The sequence below is a fragment of the Streptococcus sp. LPB0220 genome, from assembly GCF_008727815.1.
Taxonomy (GTDB): domain Bacteria; phylum Bacillota; class Bacilli; order Lactobacillales; family Streptococcaceae; genus Streptococcus.
Genome location: NZ_CP044230.1, coordinates 1727852 through 1749195, shown reverse-complemented (window position 1 = coordinate 1749195; position 21344 = coordinate 1727852). Strand labels below are relative to the sequence as shown.

The following is a 21344-nucleotide window of genomic DNA, read 5'->3' as shown; positions in this document are numbered from 1 at the left end:
GGCTCTTGCCTAAATCATAAGAGAGGGCTAAGTGGCCTGTTCTCCTTTCAGGCAAAGATCATTGTGCCTGAAAACGAAGAAAAAGCATAGAAATACCCTAGTAATGGGTGTTTCTATGCTTTTTATGTGTGTAGAAATCTTCTTAGTTCAGTTTTTGTTGCGCCAATATTTGGGTCAAGTAAAAGATAAAGGTCGCAGCAAGGTTTGAAGTATGGTTGTCAATATCATGAGGAGGAGAAACTTCCACGACATCAAATCCGATTAGCTTACCACTAGCAGCAATGTGTTGGAGAAGCAGGAGGGCTAGTTTAGGATCGACACCAAGCGATTGGATGGCGCTAACACCAGGAGCAGAGCCGACCGCAAAGCAATCCATATCAATAGACAGATAGATCGCGGTTTGGTTTTCTAAAAATTGATCGATTCGATCCAGAATGGCTTGGTGGCTCATCTGGAAGAGATCTTGGCCAGTTAAAAAATCAATGCTTGGTGTTTTAGCAACGTAATTAAAGAGGAAGAGGTTATTATTGTGCTCTTGGATCCCCAGGATGAGGTAAGGGAAGTCCTGACCTTTTTCTTTCGCATGATCAGCCATTTGACGAAAACCTGTTCCAGAATTGGGACCGGTTTGGTCGTAAGGTCGCAAATCAAAGTGGGCATCCAGATTGATCACAGCCAGTTGTTCATCTTTTTCTAAACTGGATTGAATCCCTAGATAGTGGCCGTAAGCAGTTCCGTGACCGCCTCCTAGGACAATGGGTTGGATCCCTAGTTGGTACATGCGCTGGATCGCTTGTGAGAGACTTTCTTGGAGTTCTTCTAGTGAATGGTTAGGCCCGTCAATATTTCCCACATCATACACTGTCACATTGGTTCCCCAGTGCCATGGAAGTTTAGCGATTTGAGAACGGATGGCTGTAGGACCCTCGACTGCTCCTACACGCCCATTATTGATATAGACTCCTTTGTCGCTCTTAAAGCCGATGATCCCAAAGGTCATACCCTCAAATGGAGTGAGGGTCTCGTCGTTTAGGTCTAAAAATTTGGTGACCATTCCCCATTTGGCCGTGTAGGGATTGTCCTCGATGCTACCTTGGTAGTAGCTGTAGGTCATTGGATAGTAGTTTGTGAGCAAGCTTGTCGCCTCCCTTATTTTTCTGAAAGCAGGCAGAGGCTGAGAAGATCGCCAGCCTCTGTTTTGCTTTATTCTTACTGTATCAGTATTGAATGCTTAAGTCAACTGCTTTTTCGATGGTTGCTAAGAATTCTTCGCTTTCGACAACAGCAGATGCTTTATTAAGTTCTTCAAAGATTTCGATATCTTTGTCAAATTCAATGAAGTTCAGTTTTTGACGAATCAGCTCATAAGCTGGTTTTGTCCCTTTACCAAGTTCATGATTTTCTGGCTTGAGATCCAAGGCTTGGCAAGCTGCCATGATTTCAGTAGCAACGATGCGACGTGAGTTTTTAAGAATTTCTGCTGCTTTACGAGCGGCAGTCGTTCCCATGCTGACGAAATCTTCTTGGTTTTCACAAGATGGAATAGAATCGACACTAGCAGGGTGAGCCAAAATTTTATTTTCCGATGCAAGGGATGCACAAGCATACTGGGTAATCATGAAGCCTGAGTTGAGTCCAGGGTGTTTGACTAAGAAGGATGGTAATTTACTGAGTTGGCTGTTGACCAAGCGTTCCACCCGACGTTCAGATACGTTCCCAATTTCAGAAAGGGCAATGCCTAAGAAGTCAAATGGTTGCGCCATTGGTTCACCGTGGAAGTTACCTCCTGAGATGACGTGTCCTTCTTTGGTAATGATTGGGTTATCTGTGACAGAGTTGATTTCGATTTCAACTTTTTCTTTTACGTAAGCAATAGAATCCTTGCTGGCTCCATGTATTTGAGGGATACAGCGAAGTGTATAAGGATCTTGTACCCGTTGTTGAGTCGCAACAGTGGTATTCTTACTTCCTTCAAGAAGGTTACGGATGTTGCGAGCAGTTGCCAATTGTCCACTTTGTGGGCGGATGGAATGAAGGTCTTCTTCGAATGGACTGGTAATTCCATTGTGAACTTCCATTGAGAGAGCACCAGCGATATCAGAGAGTTTGAGCAATTGGATACCATCATAAGTCGCAAGAGCACCGATACCGGTTAGGACAGTCGTACCATTGATCAAGGCAAGCCCTTCTTTGGCAGCTAATTGGATCTTTTCAATTCCAGCACGATCTAAGGCTTCTTGACCACTGAGAAGTTCTCCTTTGTAGTAGGCACGTCCAAGGCCCAACATTGGTAAAACCATATGAGAAAGAGGAGCAAGGTCTCCAGAAGCTCCGAGAGAGCCTTTTTCAGGGATATAAGGAGTGACTCCTTTGTTGAGCAATTCTAACAGTTTTTCAACGGTTGACAGACGAATGCCAGAATAACCTTTCAAGAGTGAGTTGATACGGATCAGCATGATGGCACGAACAGCATCTTCAGGAAGTGGATCACCGAAGCCAGATGAGTGAGTTCGGATCAGGTTTTCTTGCAGTTGAACAGTATCTTCTGGAGAGATGCTGACATTACAGAGGGAACCAAAGCCAGTGGTTACACCATAGACGACTCGTTTTTCCCGGACAATGTCATCAACGATTTTACGGGATGCGATAACGGCTTCTTTGGCTTGTTCATCAAGCTCACATTGGGCACCGTGCCGAGCGACAGCGATGACTTCTTCGAGTGTTAAGCTATTACCATCTAAATGAATCAATTGAGTCATATAAAACCTCCGATTATGAATAGTTGTTCTGTGGAAGTAGTGTTGTTTACTTCGGTTTGAATACCAAACATGGGCCCATTGTCTATTGATCTAAAAAAATTGAAAGGAGTCATAGAGAAAAGGGCTCAGGTTTGACATTCGTGGAGTCCTAGATGGGTTAGGGAGCAAAACCGAGCTTCACTCCCGTCTCTGTTCCCATCTAGTGTGTAAAGAAAATTAGTGAGGAAGGGTTTTCGATTTATGTAGTTTATCGCCGTGGAAAACAAAGTAGAGTCCACTTGCGATCACGAGACCGATGGCACCCCAAACAAAGTTCATTAGGTTGTCCCCTGCAATCATCAAGATACTGATCACAACAGCTAGAACTGGGATAACAGGACCAAATGGTACTCGGAAGGTAACCTTTTTGTCTGGGTACATTTTTCTGAGTTTGATGGCTGCCAAAGCAGTTGGAATGTATTGGAAGAAACGGAAGACAACACTGAAGGTTGCTAATGTTTCGAAAGAGCCAGATAACAAGAGTAAGAAGGCGAAGATACCAGAAATGATAATGGCAATGACAGGGGCATTCTTAGAGTTTGTTTTTCCAAGCCCTTCTGGCAAGAGTTTTTCAGTTGCTAATGCGGCACCAAAACGAGGGACCATGATGGATTCACCGATGTTTAGACCGGCGATTGAAATGAGGGCTCCGTAAGAAACGAGTGGAGCTCCGATAGGGCCAATCATTTCGACAAATGCGTCTTGTACTGGTGCACCAGTTTGCATAATGCGACCACCAAGCATGGCGATTGTTCCTGCGATGATCAACATGTAGAGAACAGATACAATACTGATAGAACCTAGAATAGCGCGGGGAACGTTCTTTTCAGGGTTGCGCATTTCCCCTGCAACGATAGACATGGTTTCAAATCCGATGAAACCGTAGAAGATGTAGACGGCTGTACTAGAAATAGAACTGAAGAGGTTTGTTCCACTTTCCAATTGAAGGAAAGGTGTGAAGTTGCCCTTGCTCACGCCACCGGGAATGAAGAAGATGGCAAAGAGTGAGAAGAGGACAATTGGAATTAATTTTGCAACAGTAGCTGTCAGAGTAAACATCTTAGAGGTTTTCAGACCGGCAATGTTCATCAGACTCAAGAGAATCAGCATACCGATACTGATCGGAAGGTTGTAGCCTTCAAATGCTGGGAAGGTGATGATGAAGATCTTAGCAAATCCGGCTAACATGGCAGCCCAAGCGATAACAGTAACGGCCCAACCGAGAATCCCAACGTTAAAGCCAACGAAGTCTCCGAAAGCGGCTTTTGAGTATTGCATGGCTCCACCGTTTTTGTCGAAGTAGCCAGCTGTTTCAGCCAGACAGGCTGATAGTAGCATGACGAGAATGGCAACCCCGAACATGACAGCTAGAGAAGCTGGTCCGAGGCCAGAATAAATTTTTTGAGGAAGGAGGAAGATACCAGATCCGATTACGGCGTTGATACCGTAAAGAGTGGCACCGCTAAAGCTGAATTTCGCTTTTTCTTGTTCCTCAATCGACTGTTTATGTGCTCCGTTCATAATGTTTCTCCTTTGTGAACATTATTGTAGTCCAGTCCAGATAGCAATCGGTTGCTCCCCAGACTGATGGGGTAAAAACGTGATTGTCATCTCTTGAAGAGGAGATGCTTGTTCGATCACCAGGAGCTCGTGAGTTTGGAGAGTTTGAGAATGATTGTTTCCCCATTCGAGTGTTAGTGGACAGAGAGCGTAGATCAATTGATAGCGACTCTGACTTTTGACACTCTCTTTTGGGGATATAGCACTCATATGCCCCTGATAAGAAGGTTTGTAAATCAAATTAAAGTCTTGACAAGTCCCTTGGCTAGATACAGGATCTCCCCCATCAAAGAAGTAGCTTTGAAAGGGGTTCAAAACCACTTCTTTATGGTGATGGGTGAGCCTAATGGAGGCATTCAAGGGCATCAAGATTCGGTGGTAGCCCGTGAGATCGGTAAAGTTACTTTTTTCAACCTCTACCGTTGCAGTAGAGAGGCGGAAGTCAAAGGTCCGATCTGGATAGCTTCCTCCCTCTGGGGAGAGAAAGAGTTGGGTGGTTTGGCCACCGGACCAGGTAGAAATTTGATAATCTGCGGGGGTAAGATGAAGGAGAGTCACCATAGGACGCCTTCTTTCTTAAAAGAGACCAGTGATATTGCCGTGGGCATCGATATCAATCTTTTCACTGGCAGGAACTTTAGGTAGGCCAGGCATGGTCATAATGGTACCAGTGAGAGCTACGATGAAGCCAGCTCCGGCAGCCACCTTAAGGTTACTGATTTTAACTGTGAAATCTTTTGGTGCTCCCATCTTCTTCGCATCGTCTGAGAAGGAATATTGGGTTTTGGCCATACAGATTGGGTAGTTTGAGAAGCCAAGAGCTTCCAATTCTTTGAGTTCGCGTTTGGCCGCTGGTGTTAAGCTGATGCCTTTACCACCATAGACTTTTGTGACGATCTTGGTCAATTTTGTTTCAATGCTGTCTTCTTCGTCATAGACATAAGAGAAGTGGTTTTCTTCTTGAGCCAGTTGAATGACTTTTTCAGCCAAGTCACGACCACCAGCTCCACCATGTGCCCAGACATCTGAAATGACCACATCTACATGGCGTTTCTTACAAGATTCATAGACAGCTTCTAGCTCTGCTTCTGTATCCAGTGGGAATTTGTTAATGGCAACGACCACTGGTAGACCATAGACTTCTTGAATGTTGGCCAAGTGTTTGTCTAGGTTTGGTAGTCCATCGATAACGGCTTGGACATTTTCGGTAGCCAAGTCTGCTTTGGCAACTCCACCATGCATCTTGAGAGCACGGATGGTTGCGACGAGGACAACGGCAGCAGGTTTGAGCCCGGCCATGCGGCACTTAATATCGATGAATTTTTCAGCACCGAGGTCTGCTCCAAAACCAGCTTCTGTCACGACATAGTCTGCATATTTGAGGGCTAGTTTAGTAGCCAGCACACTGTTACAGCCATGGGCGATATTGGCAAATGGTCCACCGTGGATGATGGCAGGAGTATGTTCCAAGGTTTGCACCAAATTTGGATGGATGGCATCTTTGAGGACAGCTGCCATGGCACCTCCAGCCTTGAGATCTTTGGCTGTGACCGGTTGTCCTTGGTAGTTGTACCCAATAATGATGCGATCAAGACGTTCTTTGAGATCAAGGATATTTTCAGAGAGACAGAGAATGGCCATGATTTCAGAAGCCACGGTGATGTCAAAGCCATCTTCACGAGGAACTCCGTTTGTTTTTCCTTGAAGGCCATCGACAATATGACGGAGTTGACGGTCGTTCATATCGACCACCCGTTTCCAGGTGATGCGACGAGAATCGATGCCCAACTCATTGCCGTGATGGATATGGTTGTCAATCAAGGCTGCAAGGAGGTTGTTGGCAATCCCAATGGCATGGAAGTCTCCGGTAAAGTGAAGGTTGATATCTTCCATTGGAACCACTTGGGCGTACCCGCCACCGGCAGCTCCACCCTTGATCCCAAAGACAGGGCCAAGAGACGGTTCGCGGAGAGCAATGACGGCTTTTTCACCAATAGCTGAAAGAGCATCGACCAAGCCAACAGAGGTGGTTGTCTTTCCTTCTCCAGCAGGTGTCGGAGAGATGGCTGTCACGAGGATCAGCTTTCCATCTTCTTTATCCTTGAGTTGTTCCAGTTGGTTGCTATCGATTTTTGCCTTGTATTTTCCGTAGAGCGAAATGTCGTCTTCAGTCAATCCAAGTTCAGCAGCGATTTCCGTGATGGGCTTCATTTGGACAGAATTGGCAATTTCAATATCCGATAAAACCATAGAATCCCTTCTTTCTTTATTTTTATTTGCTAGGTTTAAGATAGACTTTCTAAAATGGTTTGGTAAATGTTATCTGCAAGATCAGAACCGGTTTGGAGGAGTTCGAGTCCCTTGCTATGGTATTCTTGGACGAAGTCTTGGTCCTTGATTCCTGAAATGTTGATCAGGACATTGAGCCAAGCCCCCTGAAGTCCAGCCTTGAGATTGAGAGCAGCCACTCCTAAGTCACTCGCCGCATTGGTGTTGGACTTACCAACAGCTTCTTTGGTGGTTTCAAGAGCTTCAACGATGAGCTCTATCATAGAGAAAGGAGATACTGTCGCATGTTTCAAAGCTTTTTGCATGGCTTCACGACGAGCAGCTTTCTCTTCTTCCGTTTCTTTTGGAAGATCAAAGACAGCTGATACGACGTTGAAGGCTTCTGTATCCTTGTCGATGGCTTCTAGTAATTGGTCTTGGAGTTGAGCGCTTTTTTCATGAACCCCTTTGATGTGGTCTTCAAATTCTGCGTATTTTTTCTTTCCAATGGTCAGTTCACAGACCATTTTTGTAAGGGAAATCCCATTCGCAGCAGATAGAGCAGCAGCAGAACCACCACCTGGAGCTGGAGCATCCGAACCAAGGAACTTGGCAAACTCCGTAATACTTAAGTCAACTAGTTTCATAGAACTCCCTTTCTAACCCAACAAGTGATTTTCCAAGACTTGTTTGCTGTAGTCAAAGTCTTCTAATTGCAAGTAGTATTCAGCAGAGTCGATCAAAGCCTTAGCAGGAGCCAGTCCGATAAGTTCTGTTCCGATGATGCGAACACCGTAGCGTTGTGCTTCGAAACGAACGGTTTCCACAACACGATACAATGGGAATTGTTCCAAGTTGACCATGTTGATGGAGACTTGGGCGATGTTGCGATCTTCTAGCATGACACCGATCGCTTTACAGTATTTGTATCCACCGCTTGATCCACGAATGATTTTAGAAATCTTATTGGCAATCTCTAGGTCGTCTGTGTCAAGGTTGATATTGAAAGCAACGAGTGGCATACGGACACCGACAGCTGTAACCCCTGCAGTTGGGTGAATCTTGCGTTCACCGTAGTCTGGCTTCCAGTCTTCTTCCAACAATTTTTCTGGCATTCCTTCAAATTGTCCTTTACGCACTTTGGCCAAGTTTTTCCGTTCTGGACGAGTTGCAGCATCTTCATAAAGGAAGATTGGAATACCTAATTCACGATTGATGCGTTCAGCCACTTTATTAGCGATCTCAACGCATTCAGCAGTAGTGATATCTTTAACGGGAACGAATGGACAAACGTCTGTTGCCCCCATACGAGGGTGTTCGCCTTCGTGCTTGGTCATATCAATGTTTTCAGAAGCGTATTTCACCAATTGGAAAGCCACTTCTTGAATGCTTTCTTCATCCCCAACGAGTGTAAAGACGCTACGGTTGTGGCTGGCATCGGACGAGTAGTCTAGTAAAGTGACACCTGGAATACTTTTTGCTGTAGCTGCTAATCCGTCGATCACAGCCTGATTGCGTCCTTCAGAGAAGTTTGGAATACACTCAACAATTTTTGCCATATGATTACCTCTTTTTATAGGAGAAGTTGGGGAGGAGGAGTCTTTGTATTTTCCTCCCCTTTCTCAGTTTTTATTTTTTGATGTTAAAACAATTTTTGAACGGCTTCTTTGACCAAATCTTCATCTGCCAGATAAGGAATGGTGATGTGGTCTGTTCCTGCATGGAGACGGTTGTACTCGATCGCTGTTTCGATAGCATGATCGTTCCGTGCCCAGTTCCGACGAGCAACCCCTCCCATGGTATCCCATGAAATAGCAGATTTGATAATTTCGTCGATTCGGTGGCTACCGTCTAGGACGAGACCAAATCCACCATTGATGGCTTTACCGATACCAGTACCACCACCATTGTGGAGAGCGACAAGACTCATACCGCGAGCAGCGTTACCAGCGTAACATTGAACCGCCATATCACAAGTAACGTTTGATCCATCTTTGATGTTTGATGTTTCACGGAATGGAGCATCTGTACCGGATACGTCATGGTGGTCACGTCCGATCATGACCGGTCCAATCTTGCCTTGGCGAATGAGTTCATTGAATTTCAAAGCAATGTTGACACGGCCCATACAATCTTGGTAGAGGATACGAGCTTGGGTACCAACCACCAATTGGTTCTTTTCAGCATCGCGAATCCAGTTGTAGTTGTCGCGGTCTTGGTAGCGACGAGTTGGATCGATGGCTTCCATAGCTGCATGGTCAGTTGCAATCAAGTCTTCGTGTTTACCGCTGAGGCAGACCCAACGGAATGGACCATAACCATAGTCAAAGAGCATAGGTCCCATGATATCTTCCACATAAGATGGCCAAATGAAGCCGTCCTTGTCATCGAGACCATTCTTAGAAATTTCCTTGATGCCTGAGTCGTACACGGATTTCATGAAGGCATTACCGTAGTCGAAGAAGTAAGTACCTTTAGCCGTCAAGGCTTTGATCACTGCAAAGTGACGAGCCAAGGTTTCATCAACCAAACGGCGGAAGGTTTCTTTGTCTTCTGCCAGCAAACGTGTACGCTCTTCAAAACTGATGCCAACTGGGCAATAGCCACCATCATAGACGTTGTGGCAAGAGGTTTGGTCAGACAAGAGATGAACGTGAACTTGGTGTTCATTGACATATTCGAGCAAATCTACGATATTACCATGGTAGGCAATCGAAGTGGATTCACCAGCTTCAAGGGCTGCTTGAGCCAATTTCACAGCTTCTTCGGCACTATCTGTCACTTGGCTAATCCAGCCTTGAGAGTGACGGGTTTCGATCCGAGAGCGGTCCACTTCTGCAACGATGGCAACCGCTTTTGCGATTTCAGCTGCTTTCCCTTGAGCTCCGCTCATTCCACCGAGACCAGATGAAATAAAGAGTTTACCGGTCAAGTCGCCGTCATCAGGCACACCGAGTTTAAGACGACCAGCATTGAGAAGGGTGTTGAAAGTACCGTGAACGATCCCTTGAGGACCGATGTACATCCAGCCACCAGCCGTCATCTGACCGTAGTTGGTTACTCCCATTTCTTCAGCAATTTCCCAGTCGCGCATATTGTCATATTCACCAATCAAGAGACCGTTAGTAATGACGACACGAGGAGCTTCTGGTTTCGATTTGAAGAGGCCAAGAGGGTGACCCGATTCAACCACCAAGGTTTGGTCTTCTGTCATGACTTCCAAGTATTTCTTGATCAAGTTGTATTGCATCCAGTTGGCACAGACAGATCCTGTTTCCCCATAAGTGACCAATTCATATGGATAAAGAGCAATTTCAAAGCTCAAGTTGTTGTCGATCATGACCTGCATAGCCTTAGCAGCTGTGCATTTTCCTTTGTACTCATCGATTGGTTTTCCGTAGATACGATCTTTTGGACGGAAGCGATAGCCATAGATCCGACCACGAGTTTTTAGTTCTTCCAGAAATTCTGGGATCAACTCTTGGTGGAATTTTTTAGGAATGTAACGCAAAGCGTTTTTAAGGGCAATTTCAGTCTGAGCTTGCGTTAAGCGGAAGCCTCTATCAGGTGCACGACGGATGCCTTCTTGAAAAGTCGCCTTTTCGGGTAGGACATCAAAGTCAAGTTTGACAGACATAGCAGCTGCAATTTCTTTCTCGTCTATAAATGACATAGCAGAACCCTCCTTATAGTTGGACTGTGAATTTATATTTTCTTTATTGTATCCAAGAAACGTCAATAGAGAGTCAAAAAAAAATATAATTTTTAATAAAGCAAAAAAAAATGAGGGAAAAACTTTTTGACTTTTTTTGACGCTTTTCCTGTAGAATTGTAAAATGAATAACAATGGAAATAGAAAGGAATGTTTCATATGTCTGCTGATATCCTATTAACCCACTTTAACCAATTGTTTTGTCCGAATGATCTGGGTCATCCTCTCTATGGCAAGGAGATGGCAGAGGCAAAAATTCTTTCCGATGCTTATATCGCCATTAAAGATGGAAAGATTCTTGCAGTTGGGACAGGTCAACCAGACCCTGAACTGATCGATGACCATACGGAAGTGAAATCCTGTGAAGGAAAAGTTGCGACTCCTGGCCTGATTGACTGCCACACCCACTTGGTCTATGGAGGTAGTCGGGAACATGAATTTGCGAAAAAATTAGCGGGTGTTTCTTACTTAGACATCCTCGCCCAAGGCGGTGGAATTCTGAGCACGGTTCGGGCGACACGGGAAGCTTCTTTTGAAAATCTCTATGACAAGTCCAAACGACTGTTGGATTACATGTTGCGTCATGGGGTGACTACTGTCGAAGCCAAGAGTGGCTATGGTTTGGATTGGGAAACTGAAAAACGCCAGTTGGATGTTGTGGCTGCACTGGACCGTGATCATCAAATAGACTTGGTATCAACCTTTATGGCAGCCCATGCGATTCCCATAGAATACAAGGGCCGTTCCCAAGAATATTTAGATCTCATTGTGGAGCAAATGCTTCCCAAAGTGAAGGAAGAAAAACTAGCTGAGTTCTGTGATATCTTCTGTGAAAAAGGTGTCTTTACAGCAGATGAATCTCGCTATCTTCTTTCAAAAGCTAAGGAGATGGGCTTCAAGCTACGGATCCATGCCGATGAGATCGAATCCATTGGTGGTGTTGATGTGGCGGCTGAATTGAAATCTACCAGCGCAGAACACTTGATGGTGATTACCGATGAAGGTATTCAAAAACTAGCTGCAGCAAAAGTGATTGGCAATCTATTACCAGCCACAACCTTTAGCTTGATGGAAGATACTTATGCACCGGCTCGTAAGATGTTGGACGCTGGGATGGCCATTACCCTAACAACGGACAGCAACCCAGGGTCTTGTCCAACAGCCAATCTCCAGTTTGCCATGCATCTAGGTTGCTTCATGATGCGCCTAACTCCAGTAGAAATTCTCAATGCAGTGACCATCAATGCGGCCTATTCAGTTGATCGTGCTAAAACAATCGGCTCTTTCGATGTTGGCAAACAGGCCGACATTACCATCTTTGATGCACCAAATCTAGATTATCTCTTCTATTTCTTTGCGACAAATCTCGTGACAGATGTCTACAAGAAAGGTCAAAAAGTCATTTAACTGACTCCATTTCATTTGGGACTTTGCTGGTTTGCAAAAATCAGCAAAGTCTTTTTTTAAAACCTATCCCTGTAGGGAATGGAACCACTTTAGTAGGAAATTAAAATTTGACGTTCAAAGAATATTTTTCTTACTTTCTGATGTACAAAAAGGGAAATTCTTGATAGAATAGAAGTAATATTGAATATTTTCTTCAATATCATCTGTTTGACTGGAAAACAGATTGTTTAAACTATTGATCAAACGAACAGGTTGTTCAACAGACCTGTCTAGAAATTGTGAGGAGACAAGATGACTGTCGATTATAACAGCAAAGCTTACTTGGATAAAGTAGACGCTTGGTGGCGTGCAGCCAACTACATTTCAGCTGCTCAAATGTACTTGAAAGATAACCCATTGTTGAAGCGCGAAGTCGTTGAAAATGACTTGAAGGCTCACCCAATCGGACACTGGGGAACTGTACCAGGGCAAAACTTTATCTATGCTCACTTGAACCGTGCCATCAACAAATACGACTTGGATATGTTCTACATTGAAGGACCAGGTCACGGTGGACAAGTAATGGTATCGAACTCTTACTTAGATGGTTCTTATACTGAATTGAATCCAAACATCCCACAAAATGAAGAAGGTTTCAAACACTTGTGTAAGATCTTCTCATTCCCAGGAGGAATCGCTTCTCACGCGGCGCCTGAAACACCAGGATCTATCCACGAAGGTGGAGAACTTGGTTATGCCCTTTCTCACGCTGCAGGTGCTGTATTGGATAATCCAGATGTGATTGCTGCCACAGTTATCGGTGACGGTGAAGGAGAAACAGGTCCATTGATGGCTGGTTGGTTGTCAAATACCTTCTTGAACCCAGTCAACGATGGGGCTATCCTTCCAATCTTCTACCTCAACGGTGGGAAGATCCACAACCCAACCATCTTCGAACGCAAAACAGATGAAGAATTGGCCCTCTTCTTTGAAGGTCTTGGTTGGAAACCAATCTTTGCAAACGTAACCGCTATTTCTGATGACCACGAAGCTGCTCACGCTTTGTTTGCAGAGAAATTGGACGAAGCGATTGAAGAAATCAAGAAAGTCCAAGCAGAAGCTCGTAAAGGTTCTGCAGAAGAAGCAACTCAACCAGTATACCCTGTCTTGATTGCTCGTATTCCTAAAGGTTGGACTGGACCAAAAGCTTGGGAAGGAACACCAATTGAGGGTGGCTTCCGTGCTCACCAAGTTCCAATCCCAGTAGATGCTCACCACATGGAGCATGTGGATGCCCTTCTTTCATGGTTGGAATCTTACCGTCCAGCTGAGTTGTTTGACGAAACTGGTAAATTACTTCCTGAAATTGCTGAAATCGCACCAAAAGGTGACCGTCGCATGGCGATGAACCCAATCACAAATGCTGGTGTGATCAAACCAATGAACACAGCTGATTGGAAGAAACATGCCTTCAAGATCGAAACACCAGGTGCTATCATGGCGCAAGATATGATCGAATTTGGTAAGTATGCAGCAGATCTTGTGGATGCGAACCCACACAACTTCCGTATCTTTGGACCGGATGAAACCAAATCAAACCGTCTTCAAGAAGTCTTTACTCGTACAAGCCGTCAATGGTTAGGACGTATGAAACCAGACTACGATGAAGCGTTGAGCCCTGCTGGTCGTGTCATTGACTCTCAATTGTCAGAGCACCAAGCAGAAGGAATGCTTGAAGGATATGTCTTGACAGGTCGTCATGGCTTCTTCGCTTCTTACGAATCATTCCTTCGTGTTGTGGATTCTATGATCACTCAACACTTCAAATGGTTGCGTAAGTCTAAGACCCATACAACATGGCGTAAAAACTACCCAGCCTTGAACTTGATTGCAACTTCAACTGTCTTCCAACAAGACCACAATGGTTACACTCACCAAGATCCAGGTATCTTGACTCACTTGGCTGAGAAAACTCCTGAATATATCCGTGAGTACTTGCCAGCAGATACCAATAGCTTGCTTGCAGTGATGGATGAAGCCTTCAAGGGAGAAGATGTGATCAACTTGATCGTTTCTTCTAAACACCCACGTCCTCAATTCTATTCAGCAGCTGAAGCAGAAGAATTGGTTCGTGAAGGATACAAGGTGATCGATTGGGCATCAACTGTTTCAGCAGATGAAGAGCCAGATCTTGTTATTGCAGCCGCAGGTACTGAGCCAAACTTAGAAGCTCTTGCAGCCATCACAATCTTGCACAAGGCCTTCCCAGAATTGAAGATCCGCTTTGTCAACGTTGTGGATATCTTGAAATTGCGTCACCCATCCGTTGATGCGCGTGGACTTTCAGATGAAGAGTTCGACAAAGTCTTCACAACTGATAAACCAGTCATCTTTGCTTTCCATGGTTACGAAGGCATGATCCGTGATATCTTCTTCAACCGTCACAACCATAACCTTCGTGTACATGGTTACCGTGAAAACGGGGATATCACCACACCATTTGATATGCGTGTGATGTCTGAGTTGGATCGCTTCCACTTGGCACAAGATGCAGCTAATGCAGCTCTTGGAGATGCAGCAAGCGCATTTGCAGCGAAGATGGATGAAACAATCGCCTTCCACCATGACTACATCCGTGAAAACGGAGACGACATTCCAGAAGTTCAAAACTGGAAATGGGAAAACGTGAATAAATAAGAAAAGAGAGTGGGACAGAAATCGGTAATTCGTTAGAATTCGATTTCGTCGTCCCACCTCCGCACAGTTGAGTAGGGCTGTAAAAGCTGATGAAATCAGCGTAGTAGAGCCCACTCAACCACTGCGTCTTGCTCGACAATCCAAAAATAATTGAGAGGCTAGGACTTTTGTCCCAGCCTCTTTTGTGATGAACAGCAAGTAACAAAAGTAAGAGGATGAGAATAGATGTTCGGAAATCAAGCGTTTTCAAATAAAATTGCAAGAGTTTCCAGGAAAATATTGAAGTAAAACCGAAAAAATAGTAAAATGGAAGAGCTGATTGCAGCAATTCAACTGTTCTGCGTTCTCCTTTTTGGAGAAGTGTTCTACATTAGAAAATGGAGTATTCTATGAAGAAAAAAATTATCTTGAAAAGCAGTATCCTAGCGGTCGCTGCAGGTCTTAGTGTTTTTGCGATCAATAGCGTTTTTGCAGACGAATTGCCTGTGCAGTTCATGGGCGTCAATGACTTCCACGGTGCCTTGGAACAAACAGGGACAGCTCGTTTAGAAGGCGAAACTGTGAAAAATGCAGGAACAGCCCCACTTTTGGCAACCTATTTGAACGATTCGCAAAAAGACTTTGAAACGGAGAATGCCGGAACGCCAAATGCCAGCATCCGTGTGCAAGCGGGAGATATGGTCGGCGCTAGTCCAGCCAACTCTGCCCTCCTTCAAGATGAACCAACTGTAAAAGTCTTCAATGAAATGAACTTTGAATATGGCACTCTTGGAAATCACGAGTTTGACGAAGGACTTGGTGAATTCAACCGGATCATGAAGGGAGAAGCCCCAACACCTGGTCAATTCAATAAGATCGTCGATGAGTATCCTCATGAAGCTTCTAAACAAGAAGTTGTAATTGCCAACTTGGTTGACAAAGATACTAACAAAATCCCATTTGACTGGAAACCTTATACCATCAAAGAAATCCCAGTCAATGACAAGACCGTTAAGGTCGGATTTATCGGGGTTGTTACGACAGAATTCCCAAATCTTGTTTTGCGTAAAAATCATGAACAATACCGTGTTTTGGATGAAGCAGAATCCATTGCCAAATATGCGCGTGAACTGAATGACCAAGGCGTTCATGCTATCGCTGTCTTGGCCCACGTTGCTGCAACAAGTAAAAATGGGGTAGCAGAAGGTCCTGCTGCAGACATGATCAAAAAATTAAACCAAATCTATCCTGAAAACTCAGTGGATATCGTCTTTGCAGGTCATAACCACCAATATACAAACGGGATGGTTGGAAATACCTTGATTGTTCAAGGTACGTCTCAAGGGAAAGCTTACTCGGATGTCCGTGGGGTCCTAGATACGGATACAGCTGACTTTGTCAAAGCTCCAACTGCTAAGATTATTGCGGTAGATCCATCGAAAGGCAAAGCAAAAGATGCCAAGGTTCAAGCGATCATCGATGATGCCAATGCGACGGTTAAAAAAGTAACAGAAGCAAAAATCGGTACAGCAGACAAAGCTGAAAATATTACCCGTGAATTGAATGCGCAAAAAGAAAGTGCTGTTGGAGATTTGGTCACAGCAGCGCAACTAGATATTGCCAAAAAATCAGGTTATCCAGATGTTGACTTTGCCTTCACCAATAATGGAGGAATTCGTGCAGACCTCGTGGTGAAACCAGACGGAACAGTCACTTGGGGTGCAGCTCAAGCAGTGCAACCATTTGGAAATATCCTCCAAGTAGTAGAAATCACTGGGGACCAAATCTACAAAGCTTTGGATCAACAATATGATGAGAAAGAGCTTTACTTCTTGCAAATGGCAGGGATCAAGTACACCTATACGAAACCAGCCGATGCAACGGAAGAAAATCCTTATAAGGTCGTGAAAGCTTACAAGGCAGACGGAACTGAAATTGATCGCAACAAGACCTACAAGGCGATTATCAACGACTTCTTGTATGGTGGTGGTGATGGCTTCTCAGTCTTCCGCGATACAAAATTGATCGGTGCTATTAATCCAGATACAGAAGTCTTTATCCAATACATCGAAGATGTGAATAAGGCAGGGAAGAAGTTATCTGCTTCAATCTTGGGTAACAAGACATTTGTGGAAAAAGTGGAAGAAGAAAAACCAACTCCAGAACCTCAACCACAACAGGAACCACAGCCATCGCCAGTTGATCCAGTAAGTCCTGTAAATCCAGTCCATCCTGTAGCTCCAGTGACTCCTACTACCCCAACATCTCAACCTGAAAACCCAGTAACTCCAGCTCAACCAGCTGCAAGCGAAACAAAAGAAGTGGCAAGTGTCAAACCAGTCGCTGTCACTTATCATACGGGTGGCCAAGCAGAAGTAGCTGCTACACCAGCAACGGGTCTTCCAAAAACAGGTCAAGAAGAATTGGCTTCCACAGTCCTTAGCCTCTTTGGCATGACCTCACTAGCTTTAGCAGGCTTTGTAGTCAGCAAAAAACGTGAAGGTTAAGTTCTTCATCCGTTAACTTACCCTAAAAAACGTCCGTTTTTTTAAGAAACGGACGTTTTTCATGTCTTAGGCTGTTTTTTCCACCCAGACACTGCGGACAAAGAAGAGGCTGATCAGAGCTAGTGCTAGAAAGGCAACTCCAAGGTAATAATAGGGTTGATCCATTGTAGTAGATCGACCAGAGAGGTTAACAATCCCTCGGTAGAGGGCTCCGGCTGTGAGCGTAGCCACTCCAGAATTCCAAAGATTGAGACTCAGGCGAGAGAAGCCTTTCACCATCAACTGTAGAAGCACTAGTAGGGTGCCACCGATCAAAGGAATAAAGAAGAGGTAGTGCATGAAGGCAGAGGTTTCGCCAAAACTAAAGTGTTCATAGATGCGACTTCCAACGAAGAAGAAAGCTGAAATAAGAGGATACCAGAGAATCGTTTTTTTCAATCGTTGTTTGATAGGATTAGTAACCGATGTAGACAATGTCGCTCACCGCCCTTTCTGAAATAGTACCATTTGTAGTTGGTTTGTTAATAACTTGGCCATTGAAATAAAGGGTAGAAGATCCACCACCATCCAAGTTGTAGGCTGTTTTAACGCCATAAGACTTCATCACTTCCGCTAATTGGTAGAGAGACAGTCCTTCACTTTCTGAAGTCCGTCCATCTGACACGACGATAATGTAGTGGTTTTCATCGATGATCCCAATCGCTGTACGTGGGTTGGATGCCATGGATTGTCCAACTTCTGAGTTGGTATCGACGGTAATTTCTCCATTTTCAACTAAGGAAGGACCGAAAGCGAGGAGATTGACGACCCCGTCCTTGACCAATTGATCTGCAGAGATCTCATCTTCGTAGATAATTTTGAAGGATCCATCCTTGTAAATGGCTAGGTCACCATTGCTTGAATCTTCCCGAACGGTATCGCGGTAGACCACTCCATTTCGGATGACGTATCCTGTACTGTTAGCCCCGTAATAGTCACCATTCACTGCCAGAATGGCACTGTTGTTGGCAGCTGTGACAGAGGTCTTAGCTGTCACGTTGGTTCCGTATGTGTTTTGTGCAAAGGCTGTTTTGAGGTAGTCAGATGAGCTGACTGTGATATCTGCAATGTAAACCTGGGTATTTTCAACCGTTTTTTCTGTTAAAGTCACCTGGATATTGTCATCTGAATAGCTGGTATCGGTCGTTGTTGCCGATGCAGCTGCTTTTTTTGCTGCTTTAGTATCCGTAGTCGTAGCTTTTACGGTTTGGATGGCATCGGATAAGACAAAGGTCTTGAGCATCGAGTAGCTAAAACTGCTGGTCAAAAGAAGGCCAAAGCAGGCAGCATAGGTGTAGGATTTTTTAAAGAATTTCATGGTGGGGAGCAGTCCTTTCTTTGAAGATCACTTTTTTCTGGATCACCCATGAGACCAGAAAGAGGAGGAAGCCAACGACAATCTTACTGATCAGGAGATTGAGCCCGAAAGCAGTATAGAAGAGTCGAATCAAGAGCGTATCGAGAATAAAGAGGCCGAGGGCTAGGCCAAAGTAGCCACTTCCAGTTTTAGCGACGCTGTCTTTGTTCTTAAAGACTAGGTGCTTATTGGTCGAGTAGTTAAAGATGGAACTCGTTACACGAGCGATCCCATTGGCTAGGAGAATACGTAGACTAATGGGCACGGCCATCATCACGAAAAGGAAGAAGGCGTAGACCAGATAGTCAACGATAAAACTACTCAGAGAGGAGAGGGCAAATTTGAACATGTCCTTGTAGATCATGAGGCCATCTCGAATAGGTCGGAAATGGGAGCCTTCGTTGTCATTGATGTAGGCCGTCTCGATGGGAACTTCCACGATGGGGAAGGATTTGCTTGCTGCGAGGAGTACATTCATTTCATATTCATAGCGCTGTCCGTCAACCTCAAGCATGAAAGGCAAGAGATTCGTAGTGAAAGCCCGTAGGCCCGTTTGGGTATCGCTGACCGCCACTCCGGTTTGTTGCTTAAATAAGAAGCGGGTCAATTTATTTCCGAAGGCGGAACGCAAAGGAACTTTTCCAGAGAAGGCGCGGGCTCCTAGAATAAGTGTTCCAGGATGCTCTTGAGATTGGTTAACAACCCTGAAAATATCCCAAATTTTGTGCTGACCGTCTGCATCAGCTGTAACAATGCTTCCATAGGTGCCTCTTTCTAGGATGTATGCATAAGCAGTCTTGAGAGCTTGCCCTTTTCCTTGGTTGTGCTCATGGGTCAGAACTGTCGCAAGACCCTCTAATTTGTCAAAAATCACTTTTTTGTCAGCATCACTCCCATCGTCGACCACGATGATGTGGAGATCGCTCTTGGCGTGGACCAAGCGAACCAGTTTGACAAGATTCAGATCCGGTTGATAGGCGGGGATGATAAGATAATTCATAATCGTTCCTCGTTTCTTGAGATTTGTTGTAGCTAGTATAAAGACTCAAGCTTAAAGCTAACTGATATCAGTTTTCTTTAAGGAAAGGAGAGGAAGAGTGGGAATAGTTTCTTCTATAAAATATCATTTTTTAGGACATTTCTTTCTTTTTTCTCGAAGGGGACGTCCAGAAATCATTTTTTAAATCCTAAAGATAATTCTTGCCTTTGTTCGAAAAGTCTGGTATAATAGTTTCTTGTGAGTAAACCTCACTTACCCCTTGCAAAGACAGGGGGTCATTAGTCCAAAAGGAGGAACATTATCAATGGCTAAATACGAAATTCTTTATATTATTCGTCCAAACATTGAAGAAGAAGCTAAAAACGCTTTGGTAGCACGTTTCGATTCTATCTTGACTGACAACGGTGCAACTGTTGTTGAATCAAAAGATTGGGAAAAACGTCGTCTTGCATACGAAATCCAAGATTTCCGTGAAGGACTTTACCACATCGTAAACGTTGAAGCGAACGACGCTGTAGCTCTTAACGAGTTCGACCGTCTTTCAAAAATCAACGGTGACATTCTTCGTCACATGATCGTAAAAGTTGACGCGTAAGAAATCATCAGAGGTGACTTATGATTAACAATGTTGTACTTGTCGGTCGTATGACCCGTGATGCTGAACTTCGCTACACTCCAAGCAATCAAGCAGTTGCTACTTTCAGCCTAGCTGTCAACCGCAACTTCAAGAGTCAAAATGGAGAGCGCGAAGCCGATTTCATCAACTGTGTGATCTGGCGTCAGCAAGCAGAAAACTTAGCCAACTGGGCTAAGAAAGGTGCTTTGATTGGGATTACCGGTCGCATTCAAACACGTAATTACGAAAACCAGCAAGGTCAACGTGTTTATGTCACTGAAGTCGTAGCAGACAGCTTCCAACTATTGGAAAGCCGTGCAGCACGCGAAGGGCATGCAGGTGGTGGCTATTCATCAGGCAACGGTGGTTTTGCTGGAAATGCAACCCCAAGCTTTGGTGGATCTGAACCAAGCAATGCAGCGCCAAACTTTGGTCGTGAAGAAAATCCATTTGGAGCGAATCCAATGGATATCTCAGACGACGATCTTCCATTCTAAGAATGGGTTTAACGAATTAAAACTATAAAGGAGAATTAAACATGGCTCAACAACGTCGTGGCGGATTCAAACGCCGTAAAAAAGTTGATTACATCGCAGCAAACAAAATCGAATATGTCGATTACAAAGATACTGAGCTTCTTAGCCGTTTCGTTTCAGAACGTGGGAAAATCCTTCCTCGTCGTGTAACTGGAACTTCAGCGAAGAACCAACGTAAAGTAACAACAGCTATCAAACGCGCTCGCGTAATGGCTTTGATGCCTTTCGTAAACGAAGATTAAAAAAAAGACCCGGGTGGGTCTTTTTTTCAGGTCCGGGTGGGCCTCTTTGACCTTTCCCTAGCTCTAATCATGTTATAATGTGGGAAGAAATGTATCAAGGAGGGAACTATGAAGGAAGGTGTAATCATCAGGAGGATGATAAAGACAGATATTGAGCACATCTCTCAAGCCTTTATCCACCAAGGGTGGCCGGGTAGAAAGGATATCTTGACCAGCTATTTTCAGGATCAGGAGAATGGGGAAAGGGACGTATTAGTAGCTGAGTCGGATGGATTTGTGGCAGGCTATATCACTATATTACCTGCTGCCAAGCACGGCCCTTTCGTGGGAGTCTATCCTGAACTAACTGATTTTAATGTTTTTGAGCCATTTAGAAGTCGAGGAATTGGGAATCAACTCTTAGAAGAGGCGGAAAAAAGAGTCCGGCTACTATCAGAGATTGTTACTTTAGGGGTTGGTTTACACTCGGGTTATGGCCCAGCTCAAAGACTGTATGTTAAACGAGGCTATATCCCAGATGGATCTGGAATTTGGTTTAGGGATCGCCCCTTGGCCCCTTACAGTTCTTGTGAAAACAATGATGACTTAGTCCTCTATTTTTCAAAAAGATTGAACAATGATATGCAGTAAAATAATGCTCCATAATT

At 44.4% G+C, this 21344-nt stretch carries 18 protein-coding genes; 7 read left to right on the top strand and 11 right to left on the bottom strand.

Annotated elements, in window-relative coordinates:
* Positions 1-142: 142 nt before the first annotated feature.
* The 8 genes from hutG to LPB220_RS08965 all read right to left on the bottom strand — a co-directional run bounded on the left by hutG (position 143) and on the right by LPB220_RS08965 (position 10299).
* Positions 143-1135 carry a formimidoylglutamase gene (gene hutG / locus LPB220_RS09000; protein WP_024054987.1) on the bottom strand — a complete coding sequence of 331 codons (993 nt, stop codon included), beginning with the start codon at positions 1133-1135 and terminating at the stop codon, positions 143-145.
* Positions 1136-1217: 82 nt separating this feature from the next.
* Positions 1218-2759 (bottom strand): histidine ammonia-lyase, encoded by a 1542-nt coding sequence (hutH, locus tag LPB220_RS08995; protein WP_031576511.1) that lies wholly within the window; start codon positions 2757-2759, stop codon positions 1218-1220.
* Between the two features lie 216 nt (positions 2760-2975).
* Positions 2976-4319 (bottom strand): APC family permease, encoded by a 1344-nt coding sequence (locus LPB220_RS08990; RefSeq protein WP_049471849.1) that lies wholly within the window; start codon positions 4317-4319, stop codon positions 2976-2978.
* A 21-nt stretch (positions 4320-4340) separates the two neighbouring features.
* Entirely contained in the window at positions 4341-4919 is a 579-nt protein-coding gene (locus LPB220_RS08985) for a HutD family protein (RefSeq protein ID WP_003008647.1), read from the bottom strand.
* 15 nt (positions 4920-4934) lie between these two features.
* A complete protein-coding gene (locus LPB220_RS08980) occupies positions 4935-6608 on the bottom strand; it encodes a formate--tetrahydrofolate ligase (RefSeq protein WP_031576517.1) in 1674 nt (557 codons plus the stop codon).
* Positions 6609-6643: 35 nt separating this feature from the next.
* On the bottom strand, positions 6644-7273 hold the full coding sequence (locus LPB220_RS08975; protein WP_150906486.1) for a cyclodeaminase/cyclohydrolase family protein: 630 nt from the start codon (positions 7271-7273) through the stop codon (positions 6644-6646).
* Between the two features lie 12 nt (positions 7274-7285).
* On the bottom strand, positions 7286-8185 hold the full coding sequence (ftcD, locus tag LPB220_RS08970; protein WP_003008641.1) for a glutamate formimidoyltransferase: 900 nt from the start codon (positions 8183-8185) through the stop codon (positions 7286-7288).
* 83 nt (positions 8186-8268) lie between these two features.
* A complete protein-coding gene (locus LPB220_RS08965) occupies positions 8269-10299 on the bottom strand; it encodes a urocanate hydratase (protein ID WP_031576521.1) in 2031 nt (676 codons plus the stop codon).
* A 198-nt stretch (positions 10300-10497) separates the two neighbouring features.
* On the opposite strand from LPB220_RS08965, the gene hutI reads away from it, so the two are divergent.
* The 3 genes from hutI to LPB220_RS08950 all read left to right on the top strand — a co-directional run bounded on the left by hutI (position 10498) and on the right by LPB220_RS08950 (position 16907).
* The gene (gene hutI, locus LPB220_RS08960) at positions 10498-11745 is read left to right on the top strand and encodes an imidazolonepropionase (protein WP_024054845.1); all 1248 of its coding nucleotides are present in this window, start codon (positions 10498-10500) and stop codon (positions 11743-11745) included.
* A 291-nt stretch (positions 11746-12036) separates the two neighbouring features.
* Positions 12037-14421 carry a phosphoketolase gene (locus LPB220_RS08955; protein WP_031576523.1) on the top strand — a complete coding sequence of 795 codons (2385 nt, stop codon included), beginning with the start codon at positions 12037-12039 and terminating at the stop codon, positions 14419-14421.
* A gap of 389 nt (positions 14422-14810) precedes the next feature.
* A complete protein-coding gene (locus LPB220_RS08950) occupies positions 14811-16907 on the top strand; it encodes a surface-anchored 5'-nucleotidase (protein WP_031576923.1) in 2097 nt (698 codons plus the stop codon).
* 66 nt (positions 16908-16973) lie between these two features.
* On the opposite strand, the gene LPB220_RS08945 is transcribed toward LPB220_RS08950, so the two are convergent.
* From LPB220_RS08945 to LPB220_RS08935, 3 genes are read right to left on the bottom strand one after another with little or no spacing between them, the layout of a single operon-like run.
* On the bottom strand, positions 16974-17381 hold the full coding sequence (locus tag LPB220_RS08945) for a hypothetical protein (RefSeq protein ID WP_037585728.1): 408 nt from the start codon (positions 17379-17381) through the stop codon (positions 16974-16976).
* The gene (locus LPB220_RS08940) at positions 17362-18264 is read right to left on the bottom strand and encodes a phosphodiester glycosidase family protein (RefSeq protein WP_031576920.1); all 903 of its coding nucleotides are present in this window, start codon (positions 18262-18264) and stop codon (positions 17362-17364) included. Before LPB220_RS08940 ends, LPB220_RS08945 begins: the two co-directional genes overlap by 20 nt.
* A complete protein-coding gene (locus LPB220_RS08935; RefSeq protein WP_031576918.1) occupies positions 18251-19303 on the bottom strand; it encodes a bifunctional glycosyltransferase family 2/GtrA family protein in 1053 nt (350 codons plus the stop codon). Before LPB220_RS08935 ends, LPB220_RS08940 begins: the two co-directional genes overlap by 14 nt.
* A 304-nt stretch (positions 19304-19607) precedes the next feature.
* Here LPB220_RS08935 and rpsF point away from each other — a divergent pair, with 304 nt between their 5' ends.
* The 4 genes from rpsF to LPB220_RS08915 all read left to right on the top strand — a co-directional run bounded on the left by rpsF (position 19608) and on the right by LPB220_RS08915 (position 21327).
* The gene (gene rpsF, locus LPB220_RS08930; protein WP_003005040.1) at positions 19608-19898 is read left to right on the top strand and encodes a 30S ribosomal protein S6; all 291 of its coding nucleotides are present in this window, start codon (positions 19608-19610) and stop codon (positions 19896-19898) included.
* 20 nt (positions 19899-19918) lie between these two features.
* A complete protein-coding gene (locus tag LPB220_RS08925) occupies positions 19919-20416 on the top strand; it encodes a single-stranded DNA-binding protein (RefSeq protein WP_003008622.1) in 498 nt (165 codons plus the stop codon).
* Positions 20417-20457: 41 nt separating this feature from the next.
* On the top strand, positions 20458-20697 hold the full coding sequence (gene rpsR, locus LPB220_RS08920; protein WP_000068664.1) for a 30S ribosomal protein S18: 240 nt from the start codon (positions 20458-20460) through the stop codon (positions 20695-20697).
* Positions 20698-20805: 108 nt separating this feature from the next.
* Complete coding sequence (locus LPB220_RS08915) at positions 20806-21327, top strand: GNAT family N-acetyltransferase (RefSeq protein ID WP_031576887.1); 522 nt, start codon at positions 20806-20808, stop codon at positions 21325-21327.
* Positions 21328-21344 lie beyond the last annotated feature (17 nt).

Excerpts from the sequence above, each read along its gene's own strand:
- hutH (WP_031576511.1), bottom strand. The coding sequence starts at position 2,759 with ATGACTCAATTGATTCATTTAGATGGTAATAGCTTAACACTCGAAGAA.
- LPB220_RS08990 (WP_049471849.1), bottom strand. The coding sequence starts at position 4,319 with ATGAACGGAGCACATAAACAGTCGATTGAGGAACAAGAAAAAGCGAAA.
- LPB220_RS08985 (WP_003008647.1), bottom strand. The coding sequence starts at position 4,919 with ATGGTGACTCTCCTTCATCTTACCCCCGCAGATTATCAAATTTCTACC.
- LPB220_RS08980 (WP_031576517.1), bottom strand. The coding sequence starts at position 6,608 with ATGGTTTTATCGGATATTGAAATTGCCAATTCTGTCCAAATGAAGCCC.
- LPB220_RS08975 (WP_150906486.1), bottom strand. The coding sequence starts at position 7,273 with ATGAAACTAGTTGACTTAAGTATTACGGAGTTTGCCAAGTTCCTTGGT.
- ftcD (WP_003008641.1), bottom strand. The coding sequence starts at position 8,185 with ATGGCAAAAATTGTTGAGTGTATTCCAAACTTCTCTGAAGGACGCAAT.
- LPB220_RS08965 (WP_031576521.1), bottom strand. The coding sequence starts at position 10,299 with ATGTCATTTATAGACGAGAAAGAAATTGCAGCTGCTATGTCTGTCAAA.
- hutI (WP_024054845.1), top strand. The coding sequence starts at position 10,498 with ATGTCTGCTGATATCCTATTAACCCACTTTAACCAATTGTTTTGTCCG.
- LPB220_RS08955 (WP_031576523.1), top strand. The coding sequence starts at position 12,037 with ATGACTGTCGATTATAACAGCAAAGCTTACTTGGATAAAGTAGACGCT.
- LPB220_RS08950 (WP_031576923.1), top strand. The coding sequence starts at position 14,811 with ATGAAGAAAAAAATTATCTTGAAAAGCAGTATCCTAGCGGTCGCTGCA.
- LPB220_RS08940 (WP_031576920.1), bottom strand. The coding sequence starts at position 18,264 with ATGAAATTCTTTAAAAAATCCTACACCTATGCTGCCTGCTTTGGCCTT.
- LPB220_RS08935 (WP_031576918.1), bottom strand. The coding sequence starts at position 19,303 with ATGAATTATCTTATCATCCCCGCCTATCAACCGGATCTGAATCTTGTC.
- rpsF (WP_003005040.1), top strand. The coding sequence starts at position 19,608 with ATGGCTAAATACGAAATTCTTTATATTATTCGTCCAAACATTGAAGAA.
- LPB220_RS08925 (WP_003008622.1), top strand. The coding sequence starts at position 19,919 with ATGATTAACAATGTTGTACTTGTCGGTCGTATGACCCGTGATGCTGAA.
- rpsR (WP_000068664.1), top strand. The coding sequence starts at position 20,458 with ATGGCTCAACAACGTCGTGGCGGATTCAAACGCCGTAAAAAAGTTGAT.
- LPB220_RS08915 (WP_031576887.1), top strand. The coding sequence starts at position 20,806 with ATGAAGGAAGGTGTAATCATCAGGAGGATGATAAAGACAGATATTGAG.